18 protein-coding genes are annotated in these 17,687 nt (G+C 58.4%); 11 read left to right on the top strand and 7 right to left on the bottom strand.

Annotated elements, in window-relative coordinates; translation table 11 throughout:
* The first annotated feature begins 52 nt into the window (after positions 1-52).
* Positions 53-673, top strand: coding sequence for a 2-polyprenyl-3-methyl-6-methoxy-1,4-benzoquinone monooxygenase (gene coq7 / locus PHQ58_RS10535; protein WP_300110886.1), 621 nt, complete (start codon positions 53-55; stop codon positions 671-673).
* A gap of 11 nt (positions 674-684) precedes the next feature.
* Here the strand turns inward: coq7 and PHQ58_RS10530 are convergent, their stop codons facing one another.
* Positions 685-1,134 (bottom strand): OsmC family protein, encoded by a 450-nt coding sequence (locus PHQ58_RS10530; RefSeq protein WP_300110884.1) that lies wholly within the window; start codon positions 1,132-1,134, stop codon positions 685-687.
* A 69-nt stretch (positions 1,135-1,203) separates the two neighbouring features.
* Between PHQ58_RS10530 and ilvA the strand changes: the two genes are divergently transcribed.
* From ilvA to PHQ58_RS10515, 3 genes are read left to right on the top strand one after another with little or no spacing between them, the layout of a single operon-like run.
* The gene (gene ilvA, locus PHQ58_RS10525; RefSeq protein ID WP_300110882.1) at positions 1,204-2,766 is read left to right on the top strand and encodes a threonine ammonia-lyase, biosynthetic; all 1,563 of its coding nucleotides are present in this window, start codon (positions 1,204-1,206) and stop codon (positions 2,764-2,766) included.
* Between the two features lie 29 nt (positions 2,767-2,795).
* On the top strand, positions 2,796-3,734 hold the full coding sequence (locus PHQ58_RS10520) for a 5'-nucleotidase (RefSeq protein ID WP_300110880.1): 939 nt from the start codon (positions 2,796-2,798) through the stop codon (positions 3,732-3,734).
* Positions 3,735-3,745: 11 nt separating this feature from the next.
* Entirely contained in the window at positions 3,746-5,524 is a 1,779-nt protein-coding gene (locus PHQ58_RS10515; RefSeq protein WP_300110878.1) for an ABC transporter ATP-binding protein/permease, read from the top strand.
* A 46-nt stretch (positions 5,525-5,570) separates the two neighbouring features.
* On the opposite strand, the gene PHQ58_RS10510 is transcribed toward PHQ58_RS10515, so the two are convergent.
* Entirely contained in the window at positions 5,571-6,074 is a 504-nt protein-coding gene (locus PHQ58_RS10510; RefSeq protein ID WP_300110876.1) for a hypothetical protein, read from the bottom strand.
* A 250-nt stretch (positions 6,075-6,324) separates the two neighbouring features.
* On the opposite strand from PHQ58_RS10510, the gene PHQ58_RS10505 reads away from it, so the two are divergent.
* On the top strand, positions 6,325-6,579 hold the full coding sequence (locus tag PHQ58_RS10505) for a hypothetical protein (protein WP_300110874.1): 255 nt from the start codon (positions 6,325-6,327) through the stop codon (positions 6,577-6,579).
* Between the two features lie 14 nt (positions 6,580-6,593).
* Here PHQ58_RS10505 and glmS read toward each other — a convergent pair whose 3' ends face one another.
* Positions 6,594-8,462, bottom strand: a complete 1,869-nt coding sequence (glmS, locus tag PHQ58_RS10500) for a glutamine--fructose-6-phosphate transaminase (isomerizing) (RefSeq protein WP_300110872.1) — start codon at positions 8,460-8,462, stop codon at positions 6,594-6,596.
* A 345-nt stretch (positions 8,463-8,807) separates the two neighbouring features.
* Between glmS and PHQ58_RS10495 the strand changes: the two genes are divergently transcribed.
* From PHQ58_RS10495 to PHQ58_RS10470, 6 genes are all read left to right on the top strand, one after another.
* Positions 8,808-9,581 carry an ABC transporter ATP-binding protein gene (locus tag PHQ58_RS10495; RefSeq protein ID WP_300110870.1) on the top strand — a complete coding sequence of 258 codons (774 nt, stop codon included), beginning with the start codon at positions 8,808-8,810 and terminating at the stop codon, positions 9,579-9,581.
* On the top strand, positions 9,581-10,285 hold the full coding sequence (locus PHQ58_RS10490; protein WP_300110868.1) for an ABC transporter ATP-binding protein: 705 nt from the start codon (positions 9,581-9,583) through the stop codon (positions 10,283-10,285). Before PHQ58_RS10495 ends, PHQ58_RS10490 begins: the two co-directional genes overlap by 1 nt.
* 66 nt (positions 10,286-10,351) lie before the next feature.
* On the top strand, positions 10,352-11,545 hold the full coding sequence (locus PHQ58_RS10485; protein WP_300110866.1) for an ABC transporter substrate-binding protein: 1,194 nt from the start codon (positions 10,352-10,354) through the stop codon (positions 11,543-11,545).
* A 78-nt stretch (positions 11,546-11,623) separates the two neighbouring features.
* Positions 11,624-12,508: a branched-chain amino acid ABC transporter permease gene (locus tag PHQ58_RS10480; protein ID WP_300110864.1), complete on the top strand. Its 885-nt coding sequence runs from the start codon at positions 11,624-11,626 to the stop codon at positions 12,506-12,508.
* A 42-nt stretch (positions 12,509-12,550) separates the two neighbouring features.
* Positions 12,551-13,513, top strand: coding sequence for a branched-chain amino acid ABC transporter permease (locus PHQ58_RS10475; RefSeq protein ID WP_300111057.1), 963 nt, complete (start codon positions 12,551-12,553; stop codon positions 13,511-13,513).
* A gap of 190 nt (positions 13,514-13,703) precedes the next feature.
* The gene (locus PHQ58_RS10470; protein ID WP_300110862.1) at positions 13,704-14,195 is read left to right on the top strand and encodes an Lrp/AsnC family transcriptional regulator; all 492 of its coding nucleotides are present in this window, start codon (positions 13,704-13,706) and stop codon (positions 14,193-14,195) included.
* A gap of 66 nt (positions 14,196-14,261) precedes the next feature.
* Here PHQ58_RS10470 and PHQ58_RS10465 read toward each other — a convergent pair whose 3' ends face one another.
* The 4 genes from PHQ58_RS10465 to PHQ58_RS10450 form a co-directional block, all read right to left on the bottom strand.
* Positions 14,262-15,023 (bottom strand): ATP-binding protein, encoded by a 762-nt coding sequence (locus PHQ58_RS10465; protein ID WP_300110860.1) that lies wholly within the window; start codon positions 15,021-15,023, stop codon positions 14,262-14,264.
* Entirely contained in the window at positions 15,020-16,402 is a 1,383-nt protein-coding gene (glmU, locus tag PHQ58_RS10460; RefSeq protein WP_300111056.1) for a bifunctional UDP-N-acetylglucosamine diphosphorylase/glucosamine-1-phosphate N-acetyltransferase GlmU, read from the bottom strand. Before glmU ends, PHQ58_RS10465 begins: the two co-directional genes overlap by 4 nt.
* Positions 16,403-16,512: 110 nt before the next feature.
* Positions 16,513-17,097 carry a hypothetical protein gene (locus tag PHQ58_RS10455; RefSeq protein WP_300110859.1) on the bottom strand — a complete coding sequence of 195 codons (585 nt, stop codon included), beginning with the start codon at positions 17,095-17,097 and terminating at the stop codon, positions 16,513-16,515.
* Entirely contained in the window at positions 17,094-17,453 is a 360-nt protein-coding gene (locus tag PHQ58_RS10450; RefSeq protein WP_300110857.1) for a type II toxin-antitoxin system Phd/YefM family antitoxin, read from the bottom strand. The genes PHQ58_RS10455 and PHQ58_RS10450 overlap by 4 nt, the downstream gene beginning before the upstream one ends.
* Positions 17,454-17,687 lie beyond the last annotated feature (234 nt).

The raw sequence follows: 17,687 nt of genomic DNA, 5'->3' as shown, positions 1-17,687 counted from the left end.
ATGGGACTTTGAATGAATGCAACAATTCAGCATTATTTGAAGTGAGACCGACATGATTGACCGCTTTTTCACAACCTTTGATTCCGCCCTGCGCACCGTGTTTGCCTCGCACAACGCAGCGCAGCCCTGCCCCACCGTGCCGGGTGATGCCACCGAGCTGTCCGAGCTGGAAAAGAAAGAGGCGGGTGCGCTGATGCGCGTTAACCACGTGGGCGAGGTTTGCGCCCAGGCGCTCTACACGGCACAGGCTTTTGCCACTAAAAACGAAGCACTTAGAGCCCATTTTATAAGGGCTGGGGCCGAAGAAACCGATCATTTGGCATGGACCGAGCAGCGTCTAAGAGAGCTCGGCGACCGCCCCTCTTACCTGAACCCGCTGTGGTACGCCGGCGCCTTTGGCATTGGCCTGATTGCCGGGCGGCTGGGCGACAAGGTGAGCCTGGGCTTTGTGGTGGAAACTGAAAACCAGGTGGAAGCGCACCTGGACAGCCACCTGAGCCTTCTGCCCGCCGGTGACCACGCCTCACGCGCGATCGTGGCGCAGATGAAAGATGACGAGGCCCGACATGCGCTCAATGCGCAAGAGCTCGGCGCACTGGATTTGCCAGCGCCCGTCAAAGGCCTGATGACCGCTGTGGCCAAGGTGATGACCACCGTGGCGCACCGGGTTTAAGCAAAGCCTGGTCAGGCTTCCACGACCTCAAAGCTGGTGGTAATCGCCGCCGTTTTGCCCAGCATCACGCTGGCTGAGCAGTATTTGTCGTGGCTCATGGCAATGGCGCGCTCCACTGCGGCAGCGGGCACGCCTTTGCCGGTCACGGTGAAATGCATGTTGATTTTGGTGAACACCTTGGGGTCAACTTCGGCGCGTTCGGCTTCCAGTTTGACGGTGCAGCCGCGCACATCATGCCGACCACGCTTCAAAATCAGCACCACGTCATAGGCAGTGCAGCCGCCAGCACCTGCCAGCAGGGTTTCCATAGGGCGTGGGGCCAGGTTTTGACCGCCGTTTTCAGGCTTGGCCACATCGGGCGCACCGTCCATCACCAAGGTGTGGCCGCTGCCGGTTTCAGCCACAAAACCCATGCCTGAGCGCGTGCCCAAAGCGCCGGTCCAACTCACTGTGCATTCCATGTTCTGGTTTCCTTCTGTGTTCAAGACCCGCGATTGTCGCTTTTGACGGGCGCTTATCATTGTCTTCCTATGAAAACTCTACCTCTGACCCCGGCCGATTACCTGAAAAAAATTCTGACTGCCCGTGTGTATGACGTGGCGGTTGAATCCAATCTGGAAATTGCACACAGTTTGAGCGTGCGCCTGAACAACACCGTGCTGCTCAAGCGAGAAGACCAGCAACCCGTGCACAGCTTCAAGTTGCGCGGCGCCTACAACAAGATGGCCCATTTAACCCCGGCCCAGCTCAAAAAGGGCGTGATTTGTGCTTCGGCTGGCAACCATGCGCAAGGCGTGGCGTTGAGTGCGCAGCGCCTGGGTGCACGCGCCGTAATCGTCATGCCCACCACCACGCCAGCACTCAAAGTAGATGCCGTGCGCGGCTTTGGCGGCGAGGTGGTGTTGTTTGGCGACAGCTACTCAGATGCTTATGGGCACTCATTGGAGCTGGAGAAAAAAGAGGGTTTGACCTTTGTTCACCCGTTTGACGACCCAGACGTGATTGCGGGCCAAGGCACCATTGCCATGGAAATGCTGCGTCAGCACCAAGGGCGGCTTGACGCGGTGTTTGTGGCGATTGGCGGCGGCGGGCTGATCAGCGGCGTGGCCAATTACATCAAGGCGCTGCGGCCAGAGATCAAGGTGATTGGCGTGCAAATGAACGACTCAGACGCCATGACGCAATCGGTGGCAGCTCACAAACGCGTTACCTTGGCGGATGTCGGCCTGTTCTCCGACGGCACTGCGGTGAAACTGGTGGGCGAAGAAACCTTTCGTGTGGCCAGCAACCTGGTGGACGAGTACATGCTGGTTGATACCGACTCGGTGTGCGCGGCGATCAAGGACGTATTCACCGACACCCGCAGCATTGTGGAGCCCGCCGGTGCGCTGGCGGTGGCTGCCATCAAGCAATACGTGGCCGCCCGCAAGACCAAGGGCGAAACCTACGCTGCCATTTTGTGCGGTGCCAACATGAACTTTGACCGCCTGCGTTTTGTGGCCGAGCGCGCCGAGGTGGGCGAAGAGCGCGAAGCCCTGTTTGCCGTGACCATTCCCGAAGAGCGCGGTAGCTTCCGGCGCTTTTGCGAGCTGATTGGCGACCTGCCGGCGTTTGGCGGCGCCAAGACTTTGCGCAACGTGACCGAATTCAACTACCGCATCAGCGACTCGCAAAAAGCGCATGTGTTTGTCGGTCTCACCACCGCCACCAAAGGCGAGTCCAGCAAGATTGCCGCGCACCTGACCAAACACCGCTTTGAGGCGCTCGATTTGACGCATGACGAGCTAGCTAAGGAACACATCCGGCACATGGTGGGCGGGCATTCGGCGCTTGCAAAAGAAGAGCGTTTGCTGCGTTTCGTGTTTCCCGAGCGGCCGGGTGCGCTGCTGAAATTTTTGAGCCTGATGCGCCCGGGCTGGAACATCAGCTTGTTCCATTACCGCAACCAGGGAGCAGATTACGGCCGCATTTTGGTCGGCCTGCAGGTGCCAGAATCGGATAACACGGCGTTTGAGGAGTTTTTGGCGACGCTGGGTTTCCCCTATGTGGAAGAAACTGCAAACCCGGTTTTTAAGATGTTTTTGCAGCAATGACCCCTTTTTGTTCCTGATAGGAGCGACGCATGGCAATGACACTCGACGGCAAGCTGGTGGTGGCCATCAGCAGCCGCGCCCTGTTTGACTTTGAAGAAGAAAACGAGGTGTTTGAGCAGGGTGATGACCGGGCTTACATGGCGCTGCAACTGGCGCGGCTGGACATTCCGGCCAAGCCCGGCGTGGCGTTTTCGCTGGTGAAAAAACTGCTGGCGTTCAACGCCGTAGCGTCGACTGGCACCAACCATGGCGAACCATCACAAACACCCATCGACCACCCGGTCGAGGTCGTCATCCTCTCGCGCAACGACCCGGTGTCGGGCATGCGGGTGTTTCGCTCGGCGCAGCACTACGGGCTGGCCATAGAGCGCGGCAGTTTCACGCGCGGCCAAGCGCCCTGGCGCTACCTGAAACCGCTGCACGCCAACCTGTTTTTAAGCACCCACCTGAGCGACGTGCGTGCCGCGCTGGCCGCTGGGGTCCCTGCTGCGCAGGTCTACCCGCACTCGGTACACGCCAGCGACGCACATCCCCAAGAAGTGCGCATTGCCTTTGACGGCGATGCCGTGCTGTTCAGCGACGAGGCCGAGCGCGTCTACCAGGCGCAGGGTTTGCAGGCATTTCACCAGCATGAGATTAAAAACGCCGCCCTGCCCTTGCCTGACGGCCCGTTCAAGCCGCTGCTGTTTGCCCTGCAACGGCTGCAGCAGGCGGGCACGCCCGACATGCGCATTCGCACCGCGCTGGTCACCGCCCGCAGTGCGCCAGCGCATGAGCGCGCCATTCGCACCCTGATGAACTGGCACATTGAAGTTGACGAAGCCATGTTTTTGGGCGGCCTGGCCAAGGGCGAGTTTTTGCGTGAATTCGAGCCCGATTTTTTCTTTGACGACCAGACTGGCCACATTGAAAGCGCTGCCCAGCATGTGCCGTCTGGCCATGTGGCCAGCGGTGTGCGCAACGGGTGAATTTGCAGTCCATGACCATCAAAACCAAACTCTCCGCTTTCAACACCTTCGTGGCCCAGGCTTGGGCACTGACCCGCCCCTACTTCGCCTCTGAAAAAAAATGGCAGGCGCGTGCGCTGCTGGCTGCCATCGTGGTGTTGAACTTGGCGCTGGTTTACATGGCGGTGCTGTTCAATGACTGGAACAAGCTGTTTTACGACGCGCTGCAAGAAAAAAACGCCGCTGTTTTTTGGGCACAGCTGGGGCGCTTCACCTACCTGGCCTTTGCCTTCATCGTGATCGCGGTCTACAAGTTTTACCTGACGCAGCTGCTGGAAATGCGCTGGCGCGCCTGGATGACCGGGCATTACCTGGCGCGCTGGCTGGCCAACCAGGCGTTTTACCGGCTGGAGTTGATGCGTTTCACCGGCGCGCCAAACGCCAGTGGCCAGAACCCCGACAACCCCGACCAGCGCATTCAGGAAGACATCAACCAGTTCACCAGCTACACCGTGTCGCTGACCATGGGCCTGCTCAATGCAGTGGTGACGCTGGCTAGTTTTGTCGGCATTTTGTGGGGGCTGTCGGGCGCTTTTGCCTTCAAGCTGGGCGCGGCCGAGTTCAATATCCCCGGCTTCATGGTCTGGATGGCGCTGCTGTATTGCCTGGCCGGCAGCGTGCTGACGCACTACATCGGCCGCCCGCAGATCAAGCTCAACTTTGAGCAGCAACGCCTGGAGGCCGACTTTCGCCACCACATGGTGCGGGTGCGCGAATACAGCGAGGCGATTGCGCTGGACCGCGGCGAAACCGTGGAACGCGGCCAGCTCGATGCGCGTTTTGGCAGCGTGCTGGGCAACTACCTGGCGCTGATCAAGGCGCAAAAAAACCTGGTCTGGTTCACCAGCTTTTTTGGCCAGGCAGCGGTGGTGTTTCCGTTTGTGGTGGCGGCGCCGCGCTTTTTCAGCGGGGCCATTCAGCTGGGCGAGCTGATGCAAATCTCCAGCGCCTTTGGCCAAGTGCAAGGCGCCTTGAGCTGGTTTGTGGACAGCTACAGCAGCTTGGCGGCGTGGCGTGCCACCACTGACCGCTTGACCAGTTTTGAGGCATCATTTCAGGCTCTAGCCCTTACAAATAAAGCGCAAGCAGCTACTGATTCAATAGTACTTGAAACCAACAATCTGCACCTTGAACTACCCAGCGGCGCTGTGCTGCTGGACCAGGCACACCTGTTTGCACAAGCCGGTGACAGCATTTTGCTGCAAGGGCCATCTGGCAGCGGCAAATCCACCTTGTTTCGGGCATTGGCGGGCATCTGGCCGTTTGCCAGCGGTGCTGTGGCCAGGCCGGCCAACAGCATGTTCATTCCACAACGACCGTATTTTCCCAACGGGCCGCTGCGCGACGCATTGGCCTACCCGCAAAGCCCGGAGCAGTTCAGCGATGCACAACTCCATGACGCCCTTCAAAGGGCTCTGCTGCCGGATTTGAGCCACCGATTGGACGAAGTAGCGGCTTGGGGCCAGAGTTTGTCAGGCGGCGAGCAGCAACGGCTGGCCATTGCCCGCGTGTTGCTTAAGAAACCCAGCTGGGTGTTTGCCGATGAAGCCACCAGCGCACTCGATGCTGCAGCCGAAGAATCTATCTATAGAACGCTTCTAGAGCATGTAAAGCAAGCGCAAGGAGCTATTATTTCAATAGCACATCGACCCAGTGTGGCCAAGTTCCACACACGTCAATGGGTGCTGGAGAAACTGCCAAAAGAGGCTGTGGCGCGTTATGAGGTTCGAGCCGAAGAAGGCCTTCGCTGACCAGACGCCTGCAGGTGCATGGCTTAGGCCCAAGGGCCAACTCAAGTCAGGTCTGCGGCTTTTCGGTCTTGTTGATTTTGGTCGGCGAGTAGGTAAACACCTCTGCCGACAGCGCGCCTTGGGTGGCGTTGACGCCATTCTGCGTCGTGTCCAGCTGGTTTTTGACTTGTGTCTGCACCTGCACGGCGCTTGCGCTGGCCAGCCAGAGTGACTTGATGTGGTCCATCAAGACCTTGGAGAGCGGTTCAGGCGGCGGGACTTCCACCTTTTCAGGGACGGGGCGCTTGATGGTCCAGTCTTTGTCAGGGCTGACTGCGTCAGCACCACGGCGGGTTGGGTCAGACACGCTGGTGTACACGCCTTCACCATCATTGGGCTTGTTGGCCTGGTTGATAAGGTTCACCACGCTGGGCACTGGCTCCACCGGCCCGGCACTTTGTGCGGGCACATTGACCGGCGCGACAGGCACAACTCTGCCCGTGGCCAATGAAGCCGACTCTACGGCCACGGGCCGCAAATTGGGAATTCGATCAAGTGATGGCAGTTGCATGGTGTGTGGCCGACAGAATGTGTCTGGGACCTACCTCCGTTCGTTGTATCTATAACGGCAGAAATAAGGGGTTATTTAGGCCTATTTCAAAAATAGTTCACTTATTTTCTGAATGACAACCCGCTTCAGCGCCAGCAGCCGTTGAAAAAATGGGCAAAAACCCACCCCAAGAGGGGAACCGTTCAGGGACAAACACGCGCAAAATATTCTCCGGGTCAGCCCATTTTTTTACGCTCAACCAGGAGTGACCATGAAAACTGAAGACTTGATACTTGCAGCTCAGGTGAGGGAACTAGCCGCTGAATTGCGACAACAACACGCTTACAGCACCAAGAGGGAACTCGACGCCCGCCTGCCAGCAGATCAGCACGAGACCACGGAAGATTTCCTGACCAAGTACCGGGCAGCGCACCCGATCACCAAGTTTGTGCCAGAAGCGCTGCAGAAGCTTGAAAAGGTGTCAGAAGTCATTCATGACTACCTTCAGTCAAACCAGAAAAAATAGAGCCCCTAAACACACTACTCCACGGTCACGCTCTTGGCCAAATTGCGTGGCTTGTCGACATCGGTGCCGCGTGCGCAAGCGGTGTGATAGGCCAGCAGCTGCAACGGCACTACGTGCAGCATGGGCGACAGCTCGCCGTAGTGCTCTGGCATGCGGATCACATGCAGGCCCTCAGCGGACGCGATGTGTGAATCGGCATCGGCAAGCACATACAGCACGCCGCCACGGGCGCGCACCTCGTGCATGTTGCTCTTGAGCTTTTCCAGCAAGGCGTCATTCGGTGCCACGGTGACCACCGGCATGGCACTGGTCACCAGCGCCAGCGGGCCGTGCTTGAGTTCACCCGCCGGGTAAGCCTCGGCGTGGATGTAGCTGATTTCTTTCAGTTTCAGGGCGCCTTCCAGCGCAATGGGGTAATGCAGACCACGGCCCAGGAACAAGGCGTTTTCTTTGGCCGCAAAGTCTTGCGCCCAAGCAATCACTTGTGGCTCCAGCGCCAGCACGGCCTGCAGCGCAGCCGGCAAGTGGCGCATGGCGTTGATGTGGCGCGCTTCCTCTGCTTCACTGAGCAGGCCGCGTGTTTTGGCCAGCGCCAGCGTCAGCAAAAACAGCCCGGCCAATTGCGCCGTAAACGCTTTAGTGGACGCCACGCCAATCTCAACGCCGGCGCGGGTGATGTAGGCCAGCTCGCATTCGCGCACCATGGCGCTGGTAGACACGTTGCACACCGTCAGGGTGTGTGTCATGCCCAGACTTTGCGCGTGGCGCAGGGCCGCCAGCGTATCGGCCGTTTCACCACTTTGGGTGATGGTGACGATGAGGGTGCGGGGGTTGGGCACCGAGTCGCGGTAGCGGTATTCGCTGGCCACTTCAACCTGGGTCGGGATTTTGGCGATGCTCTCCAACCAGTACTTAGCCGTGCAGCCGCTGTAGTAGCTGGTGCCACAGGCGAGGATCAACACCGAGTCAATGTCTTTGAACACGCGAGCGGCGCTGGCGTTTGCGCCGTCAAACAGCTCCGGCACGATGCTGGTCACGCCTTCCAGCGTGTCGGCAATGGCGCGCGGCTGCTCAAAAATTTCTTTTTGCATGTAGTGACGGTATGGGCCCAGCTCGGCGGCACCGCTGTGGGCATGCACGGTTTTGACTGGGCGCTGCGCGGCAGTCAACGGCTTGAAGGTTTTGTCGACCAGCCAGTATTTGCCCAGCTGGATGTCGGCCACGTCGCCTTCTTCCAGGTAAACAATCTGGTCTGTGACGCCGGCCAGGGCCATGGCATCGCTGGCCAGGTAATGGGCTTGGCCGCCTTGACCCACGCCCAAAATCAGCGGAGAGCCAGCACGCGCACCAATCAGGCGATGCGGCTCGTCCTTGCAAAACACAGCAATGGCGTAGGCACCGCGCAGTGAGCCCAGCGCTGCTTTAACCGCTTCAAACAGGTCACCGTCGTAAATACTGTCAACCAAGTGGGCGATGACTTCGGTGTCGGTCTGGCTCTGGAACACGTAGCCTTTGGCTTGCAGGGCGGCGCGCAATTCGTCATGGTTTTCAATGATGCCGTTGTGCACCAAGGCAATACGGCCGGGTCGACTGGCTGCGTCTGCACCCGGGCCATGGCTGAAATGTGGGTGGGCGTTGTGCACGGCAGGGGCGCCGTGGGTGGCCCAGCGAGTGTGGGCAATGCCGGTGCTGCCTTCCAGATGCGTGGTAGCAATTTGATCCATCAGCTCAGACACGCGCGCGGTGCTACGGGCACGTTGCAAGCCGTTGGCGTAAACCGCCACGCCGCAGGAGTCATAACCCCGGTACTCCAGCCGGGCCAGGCCCTGGACCAGAATGGGAACGATGTTTTGGCTGGATACTGCGCCGACGATGCCACACATAGTGATTGCTCCAAAAATGAATGTGCAATGGTACAAGCCAACCAAAGAAATATGCAAATTACATTTATTACATTTTGAACTTTAATTTCATTAACTATGTAAATTGACTTTATATTTCATTAATTTTCAATTTTAGGAATTTAATTATTTTAAAAAGTGGAGTGGCACCGCATCAGCCATCCAAATGAGGCAACACCACGCCAATGACGACAAGTATTGAGTTCACCCACGTAGAACTACCTAGGGGCTAACCCGCTCACGCGGCGCAATGCAACTCGTTAGCATGAACCTTCGTGTTGCAGACCACCGTGTCTTTCAACGTAGTCCTGCCAGCCGGAGTGCAATTTGTCAGAGACATTTATTCTCGAAACCCGCGGCTTGACCAAAGAATTCAAGGGGTTTGTGGCCGTCAATCATGTGGACCTGAAGGTTCAGCGCGGCCACATCCACGCGCTGATTGGCCCAAACGGTGCTGGCAAAACCACCTTTTTCAACTTGTTGACAAAATTTTTGCAGCCCACCAAAGGCAGCATCCTGTTCAACGGTGCAGACATCACATCAGAGAAGCCGGCGCAAACCGCCCGCCGGGGCATTGTTCGCTCGTTCCAGATCTCGGCAGTTTTCCCGCACATGACCGTGCTGGAAAACGTGCGGGCGGCACTGCAGCGCAATCTGGGCACCTCGTTTCACTTCTGGAAGACCGAAAGCACCTTGCTACCACTGCATCAGCGTGCCCACGAGTTGTTGGTCGAGGTTGATTTGCAGGAGTTTGCCAACGAACTAACGGTCAACCTGCCCTACGGTCGCAAACGCGCCCTGGAGTTGGCGACCACGCTAGCGCTGGAGCCAGAGCTGATGCTGCTTGACGAGCCCACCCAAGGCATGGGCCACGAAGACGTGGACCGAGTCACTCAGCTGATCAAAAAGGTGTCTGCCGGGCGCACCATTCTGATGGTTGAACACAACATGAATGTGGTGTCCAGAATTGCCGACCGCATTACGGTGCTGCAACGCGGCGCCATCATTGCAGACGGTCCGTATGCCGAGGTGTCCAGAAATCCTCTGGTGATTGAAGCCTACATGGGCACCGTCAACACTGAATTGCAGGGTGCCCATTGATGACCAAAGAATTGCTTCGCATTGACGACCTGCATGCCTGGTACGGCGAGTCGCACATCCTGCATGGTGTCAATTTAGCCGTGAACGAAGGCGAAGTGGTGACACTGCTGGGGCGCAACGGCGCCGGGCGTACCACCACCATGCGCGCCATCGTTGGCCTGACTGGTAGCCGCAAGGGCAGTATCAAGATCCATGGCGTTGAGACCATCAAGTTGGCACCGCACAAGGTGGCCCGCCTCGGCGTGGGCTACTGCCCGGAAGAGCGTGGCATTTTTGCCAGCCTGACGGCGCAAGAAAACCTGATGCTGCCACCCGTCATTGCGCCCGGCGGCATGAGCGTGAAAGAGATTTACGCCATGTTCCCCAACCTAGAAGAACGCGCTGCCAGTCCCGGCACTCGCCTGTCGGGCGGCGAGCAACAAATGCTGGCGGTAGCGCGCATTTTGCGCACAGGCGCACGTTTGTTGTTGCTGGATGAGATCTCGGAAGGCCTGGCCCCGGTGATTGTGCAAAAGCTGGCCGAAATGATTCTGACGCTCAAAGCCAAGGGCTACACCATCGTGCTGGTGGAGCAAAACTTCCGTTTTGCGGCGCCACTGGCCGACCGCTTTTACGTGATGGAGCATGGCGCCATCGTCAAACAATTTGCCCAACATGAGCTGGCCCAAAACATGGGCATGCTGCAGGACTATCTTGGCGTTTGAGACTGTTTCCTTTAATAAAAATCATCGATTCCCCCGCCTTTCAACAACCACCCCTCAGGAGACAACATGAAATTCAAGACCCTCGTTGCCGCAATGGCCATTGGCTTTGCTGGCGCCGCATCGGCGCAAAACACCGGCCCCGTGAAGATTGGCTTCATCACCGACATGTCCAGCGTCTATGCCGACCTGGACGGCCCGGCTGGCGGCGAAATGGTCAAGTGGGCAGCGCAGGACTTTGGCGGCAAGGTGCATAACCGCCCGATTGAAGTGGTGACCGCCGACCACCAAAACAAAGCCGACATTGCCCGCGCAAAAGCCCGTGAATGGATCGACAAGGACGGCCTGTCAATGTTGATTGGCGGCACCAACTCCGGCACCTCACTGGCCATGGCCAAACTTGCAGAAGAAAAAAAGCGCCCGTTCTTCTCGATTGGCGCAGGCTCCGCCCGCTTGACCAATGAAGCCTGCTCACCTTACACCGTGCATTACGCTTATGACACCGTGGCACTGGCCAAGGTGGCAGGCACCGCCCTGGTCAAGGCAGGTGGCAAAAACTGGTTTTTTCTGACCGCCGACTATGCGTTTGGCCATTCGCTTGAAGCCGATGCCTCCACCGTTGTGAAGGCCAACGGCGGCACCGTTGCGGGTGCCGTGCGGCATCCGCTCAATGCCTCTGACTTCTCGTCTTTTTTGCTGCAGGCCCAGTCATCTAAAGCCCAGGTCTTGGCGCTGGCCAACGCGGGCGGCGACTTCACCAACGCCATGAAGGCCGCCAAGGAATTTGGCATCACCAAAACCATGAAGGTGACTGGTTTGCTGGTGTTCATCACCGACGTGCACAGCCTGGGGTTGGCCAACGCCGAAGGGCTGCAACTGGCTGACAGCTGGTACTGGAACCAGGACGACGCGTCACGCAAATTTGCGAAGCGTTTCTTTGAAAAATACAAGCGCATGCCAACCAGCGTACAGGCCGCCGACTATTCAGCCGCGACCAATTACCTGAAGGCCGTGCAAGCCGCCGGCACCACCGATGCCGACAAGGTGATGAGCACCCTCAAAGGCATGAAGATTGACGATTTTTATAACAAGGGCCAGATTCGTGCGGATGGCCGAATGATTCACGACATGTACCTGTACCAGGTCAAGTCGGCCAAAGAATCGACCACGCCATGGGATTACTACAAGATGATTGCCAAAGTACCAGGGGAACAGGCCTTCACCACCGTGGCCGACTCCAAATGCGCGTTGATCAAGAAATAAATTGACATCCAAGACGGTCGGCGGCGCTGGCTGCCGACTGTCACACCTTCCCTCAAGGACATCAACCCACGGGCCTCCATGGAAATTTTTGGCATCCCCCTTCAAGCTTTTCTGGGCCAGCTGCTGCTGGGCCTGGTCAACGGCGCGTTTTATGCCCTGCTCAGCCTTGGGCTGGCGGTGATCTTTGGCTTGCTGGGTATTGTTAATTTTGCACACGGCGCGCTCTACATGCTCGGCGCCTTTGCGGCCTGGATCATGCTCGACAAGTTCGACATCAATTACTGGTGGGCGCTGCTGCTGGCACCTTTGAGCGTCGGTGTGTTGGGTGTCGTGATCGAGCGACTATTTCTCAAACATCTCTACAAAATTGACCCCATCTACGGTTTGCTGCTCACCTTTGGCCTGGCGCTGATTGCCGAGGGCATTTTCCGGGAGCTTTACGGCGTGTCTGGCCAAAACTACAACGTTCCCGAACTGCTGTCTGGTGCCACCAACCTCGGCTTCATGGTGCTGCCCAACTACCGCGCCTGGGTGGTGCTGGTGTCACTCACGGTGTGCCTGGGCACTTGGTTCCTGATCGAGCGCACCCGCCTGGGTGCCTACCTGCGAGCTGGCACCGAAAATGCCCCGCTGGTGCAGGCCTTTGGCATCAATGTGCCCCTGATGGTGATGCTGACCTACGGCGCCGGTGCCGCACTGGCAGCGCTGGCCGGCGTGCTGGCGGCCCCCATCATCCAGGTCAATCCATTGATGGGCTCGAACCTGATCATTGTCGTGTTTGCCGTGGTGGTGATTGGTGGCATGGGCTCCATCATGGGCTCGATCCTGACCGGCCTGGGCCTGGGGGTGATCGAGGGTTTGACGCGGGTGTTTTACCCTGAAGCATCCAGCATCGTGGTCTTCATCATCATGGTTATCGTGCTGATGATCCGGCCCGCCGGCCTGTTCGGCAAGGAGGCCTGAGCCATGAGCAGCGCCGCGACCCCACTCCATGACAGCAAAAAGATGACCAAAGCCTCAAAACTTCTTCAATTCACCTACATCGCGCTGCTGATCCTGGCACTCGTTGCACCCATGCTCGGGCTTTACCCGGTGTTTGTCATGAAGCTGCTGTGCTTCGCACTGTTTGCCTGCGCCTTCAACTTGTTGCTGGGGTTTACCGGCTTGCTGTCCTTTGGTCACGCCGCATTCTTTGGCTCGGGCGCTTACATCACCGGCTACCTGATCAAGTCGCAGAACTTCACGCCAGAACTGGGCATTTTGGCCGGCGCACTTGGCGCAGGCCTGATCGGGCTGCTGGTCGGTCTGGTGGCCATTCGACGACAGGGCATTTACTTCGCCATGATCACCTTGGCGATGGCACAAATGGTTTACTTTATTTGCCTGCAGGCGCCTTTCACCGGCGGAGAGGACGGCCTGCAAGGCGTCCCGCGGGGTGCGCTGTTTGGCGTGCTGTCACTGCAGTCGGACACTTCCATGTATTACCTGGTGGTAGCTTTGTTTGTGGCCGGCTTTCTGGCTGTGTCGCGTATCGTGCACTCGCCATTTGGCCAGGTGCTGAAGATGATTCGCGAAAACGAGCCGCGCGCCATTTCGCTGGGCTACGAGGTCGACCGCTACAAGCTGCTGGCGTTTGTGCTGTCTGCCGCACTGGCCGGGCTGGCTGGCTCGGTCAAAACCCTGATCATGGGGTTTGCCACCTTGTCCGATGTGCATTGGACAATGTCGGGTGAGGTGATTTTGATGACGCTGCTGGGCGGCATGGGCACCTTCTTTGGCCCGGTGATGGGCGCAGGCATCGTGATCTCGCTGCAAGACACACTGGCCGACAAAGTGGGCTCCTGGGTCAATGTGATCATTGGCGTGATCTTTGTGCTGTGTGTGCTGGCCTTTCGCAAAGGCGTGGTTGGTGAATTGCAAGCCTGGCTGGAGCGGCGCCGCCACGCTACGACGGCGTCCAAAACTTAGACGTGACCCGGGCAACTCTGGCCAAAGCACCGGGGAGCTGAGCCAGCCAGTCGGCTGCGAGTCACTGCGGCGTGGTTGACAATCGCCCGATGAGCGACACCCTTTCACTGCGACATTTCCTGCTGGCGCTGAACCTGTTGTGGCCGTGTTGGGTACGCCAACGCTATCACCACTAACTTCGGAGCGCCCTATGAACCCGATCGACCTTGACGCCATTGACCTGCAGCTGTTGGAACATCTGCAAAACGATTCTTCAATGAGCAACCAGACGCTGGCCGAACGGGTGCATGTGTCGCCTCCCACCTGCCTGCGCCGCGTCAAGCGGTTGGTGGAAGCGGGTCTGATTGAGCGCGAAATCGCCATCCTCAGCGTCGACACACTGGCCAGCGTGATTGGCGCTGGTTTGTGCGCGTTGGTGGAAATCACACTCGACCGGCAAGACCAGACCGCGCTGGAAGCGTTCGAGAAAAAAGTGGCTTTGGAAGATGCCGTGCAGCAGTGTTACCGCGTGTCGCCCGGGCCGGATTTTGTGCTGGTGGTGCATGCGCGCGACATGCCCGACTATCTGGCCTTGACGCAGCGTCTGTTCACCGAAGATGCCAATGTGCGCAACGTCAAGAGTTTCTTCAGCCTCAAACGCAGTAAGTTTGGCGCCCGCCTGCCATTGCCCCCTGCGGTTTGAAATTACAAGCGTTTTAGGGCTCTAGCCCTTATAAATAAAGCGCAGATAGCTCTATTTTTAGTAGCATTACGCGATTGACAACGCGAGCATTACCCGGCAGCCGGCATCCACCTGCGCGGTGATGTCGATGTTGCCGCCCAGCCGCTCCACGATTTTGCGACTACTCACCAAACCCAGCCCCAAGCCTTCATGGTCACGCACTGGGTGCAGCTTGGCAAACACCTTGAACAGCTTGCTGGCCTGCTCTGGCGCAAAGCCGATACCGTTGTCAGTGATGCTGATCTGGCACAGCTTGGCCTGGGCTGGCTGACTTGTGCCTGGCAACACATCTGCGGTTAGCTCGGGCGCTTCAGCCAACTGCCACGACAGTGTGATCTGCGGCACCGGGCGGCTGCGGCTGAACTTGACAGCGTTGTCTAGCACCAGCGCCAACACCTGGCGCAACGCTTGCCCATCGCCCCAAACCAGCGGCACGTCGGGTGCCAACTGCCACGTCACAGCCGGATGCAACTGCGCCAAATCATTGACCAAGACCTGCACCAGCGCCGACACATCCACGGCCTGCGGCTGCATGGGCTGCGCGCCCAAGCGCGCAAACCGCGTTAACCCGTCAAGCTGGTTGGTGAGCAACTGCGCGGACTGACGAATGGTGGCCAGGTGACTCAGGATGTCGGGCGGCGGGTTGATCAAGTCTTCTTGCATGATCTTGGCAAAGGCGTGGATGTGGCGCAGCGGCGCGCGCAGATCGTGCGACACGGTGTAAGTGAAGTCCTGCAGCTCAGCGCGCGCGGCATCGAGTTGGCGCTGCAGTTCTTGCACGGTGCTCATTTTTTGCTCGGGCGTTTCCAGTTGGCAATGCTCACCTGGCGGCCGCGCGCCACCGCCAAGGCCAGCGGCGGCGTATCTTTGGTGAGTGTGGAGCCGCCACCCACTGTGCCGCCCGCACCAATGGTCAGCGGCGCAATCAGCACACAGTTGCTGCCAATGTGCACATCGGCCTCGATGATGGTGCGGTGTTTGAAGGCACCGTCGTAATTGGCCGTGATGGAGCCCGCGCCATAGTTCACGCGCTCACCCACCGTGGCATCACCCAGATACGCCAGGTGATTGGCCTTGGCACCCTTGGCAAGCGTGGAGTTTTTGACCTCGACAAAGTTGCCAATGTGCACCTCGGCCCCCAGCTTGGCGCCGGGGCGCAGGCGGGCAAACGGGCCAATCAGCGCGCCCTCGCCCACTTCCACCGCGTCTTTGCTGCCGGGTTTACCGCCTTCGATGTGGGTGAACGGATGAATCACGGCGCCAGCGGCAATGGTGGCGTCACGAATCACGCAATTGGGGCCCACGCGCACGCCTTCGCCCAAGCTGACCTGGCCTTCAAAGACGCAGTTCACATCAATCGACACGTCTTGCGCACAGGTGAGCGTGCCGCGCACATCAAGCCGTGCCGGATCGGCCAGGCGCACGCCTTGCTCCATCAGCGCCAGCGCAATGCGTTTTTGGTAAGCGCGCTCCAGCTCGGCCAGTTGCACCGGGCTGTTGATGCCGGCCACCTGAACCGCATCAGAGATTTTGTACGCCACGACCGGCACACCGTCTGCCACAGCAAACTTCACGATGTCGGTCAGGTAAAACTCGCCCTGGGCGTTTTTGTTGTCTAGCCGCGCCAGCCATTTTTTCAGTGGCGCAGCGGGCACGGCCATGATGCCGCTGTAGACCTCAGTGATTTTGCGCTGCTCAGGCGTGGCATCTTTTTGCTCGACGATGGCCTGCACTTTGTCGCCCGCGCGCTCGATGCGGCCATAACTCGTGGGGTCGGCAAAGTCGATGGTCAGCAGCGCCAGCTTGTTGCCGTCACAGGCGTTGATGAGTTGTTGCAAGGTGTCAGCCTGAGTTAGCGGCACGTCACCTGAGAGCACCACCACGATGCCGTCATCTTGCAGCACCGGCACGGTCTGCTGCACTGCATGGCCGGTGCCAAGTTGTGGCTCCTGACGCACAAAATTTAAGACAAATTGGCTTGTAGCCACCGTATTACCTGCGAGAGCAGCTTCTACTTCTGTAGCACCATGACCTATGATCACGGTCACTTGGCGGGCGTGCAATTCGGCTGCGGTGTCCACTACATGCTGTACCAGGGCACGCCCGGCCAGCAAGTGCAGCACCTTGGGCAACTTGCTTTTCATGCGTGTGCCCTTGCCTGCGGCCATGATGACCACGTCGACCGGGATATCCGAAAAAATGTTTTGCGTGGCTGTCAAGCGAACCTCCGATGTGTGTTGATTGCAGTTTTGCGCATTATCGGCGGGCGTGGATCTGTTTAACTTGGGCGCAAAGTCTGCGGCCAATCCGGCAAGGGGCCACTGTCGTCCGTGCCCGCAAGGTACCTGGCCAGAACCTCATTGCCACGCACATCCACCGCCCGGTCCAGAATCGCCTGCGCGCTGGCGATCACCCCACGGCTTTCCAACCCAAACAGAAACTCGGACGTGGAAGTCACCACCACGGCATCGGGCAACCGCAGCAAAAAATTGGTTTTGCGCACCGCGCTGTCCTCAAACACCAGCACCGCGCCAAAGTCCTGCCCCTCAAGCGCCTTGGCCAACACCTCTGCAGCGGCTTGTTCACCCCGATTTTTGGTTTTGGTAGCCGGGTTGAGCGACTTCAGCAGCATGAATTCTTCAAACACCTCAGTGGGGGCCACAGTGAGCCGGTGCGGGTTGTTGGCCCGAATCCAGTCAGCCACCCGCATCGCCCCCGGTTTAGACAAATCTGCAATCACCTCATGCCGAACCATGTCAGGCACGATGACCGGCAGACCCGGCAAAAACAACACGTCAAGCGCCCCGGACACGGCCAGCGTGATCAGTGGCCCGGAGTCCGTCACGATCAAAGACAGTTTCATGCCTGCGCCTTCAGACCAGCCGCTGCATCAAACACCTGGTTTAGCAGCGCTGTTTGCTCAGGGCTTTTTTTGGCCATCACTTTGGGCAGAGAGAGTTTTTGCAACCCCAGCGCCAGCAACAACTCGCCAAAACTCGCACCGGTTTCTTCGGTAATCTGGGGCCAGGACACCCGACCCTGTGCGTAGGCAGAAGCCAACGCCGCCAGCCGACCCGCATCGGCGGCCTGCGCCGGTGGCAGGGTCAAAAGGCCCACGGATTTACCATTGCGAGTGATTTCAATCGGCCCACTGCTGTTCAACGACGACAACACCTCGCCAAAGTTTGTCTTCGCCTCGGACGATGTCATGGTTCTCATGGAATGTTGCATTTGACTTGAACTCCTTTACGTGTTTTGGCCATTATGGCCAAAACGATCGATTTGATCAACACAAACAAAGTCAGCTTGATGGTGACGTATTTTTTGTAACTACTCAGCTCCCAACGGAGATTAATTTGAGTTCGCTATGAAATAGTGAGCGAGAATTAGTTTTGATGCCAACCCTGCCCGACCTCACCGAACTCAGCCATGCACAAAAGGATGAGCTGATCA

The sequence above is a fragment of the Rhodoferax sp. genome, assembly GCF_028688795.1.
Lineage (GTDB): Bacteria > Pseudomonadota > Gammaproteobacteria > Burkholderiales > Burkholderiaceae_C > Rhodoferax.
The sequence above is the reverse complement of the archived record's forward strand: the minus strand, read 5'-3'. Positions and strand labels throughout refer to the sequence as shown.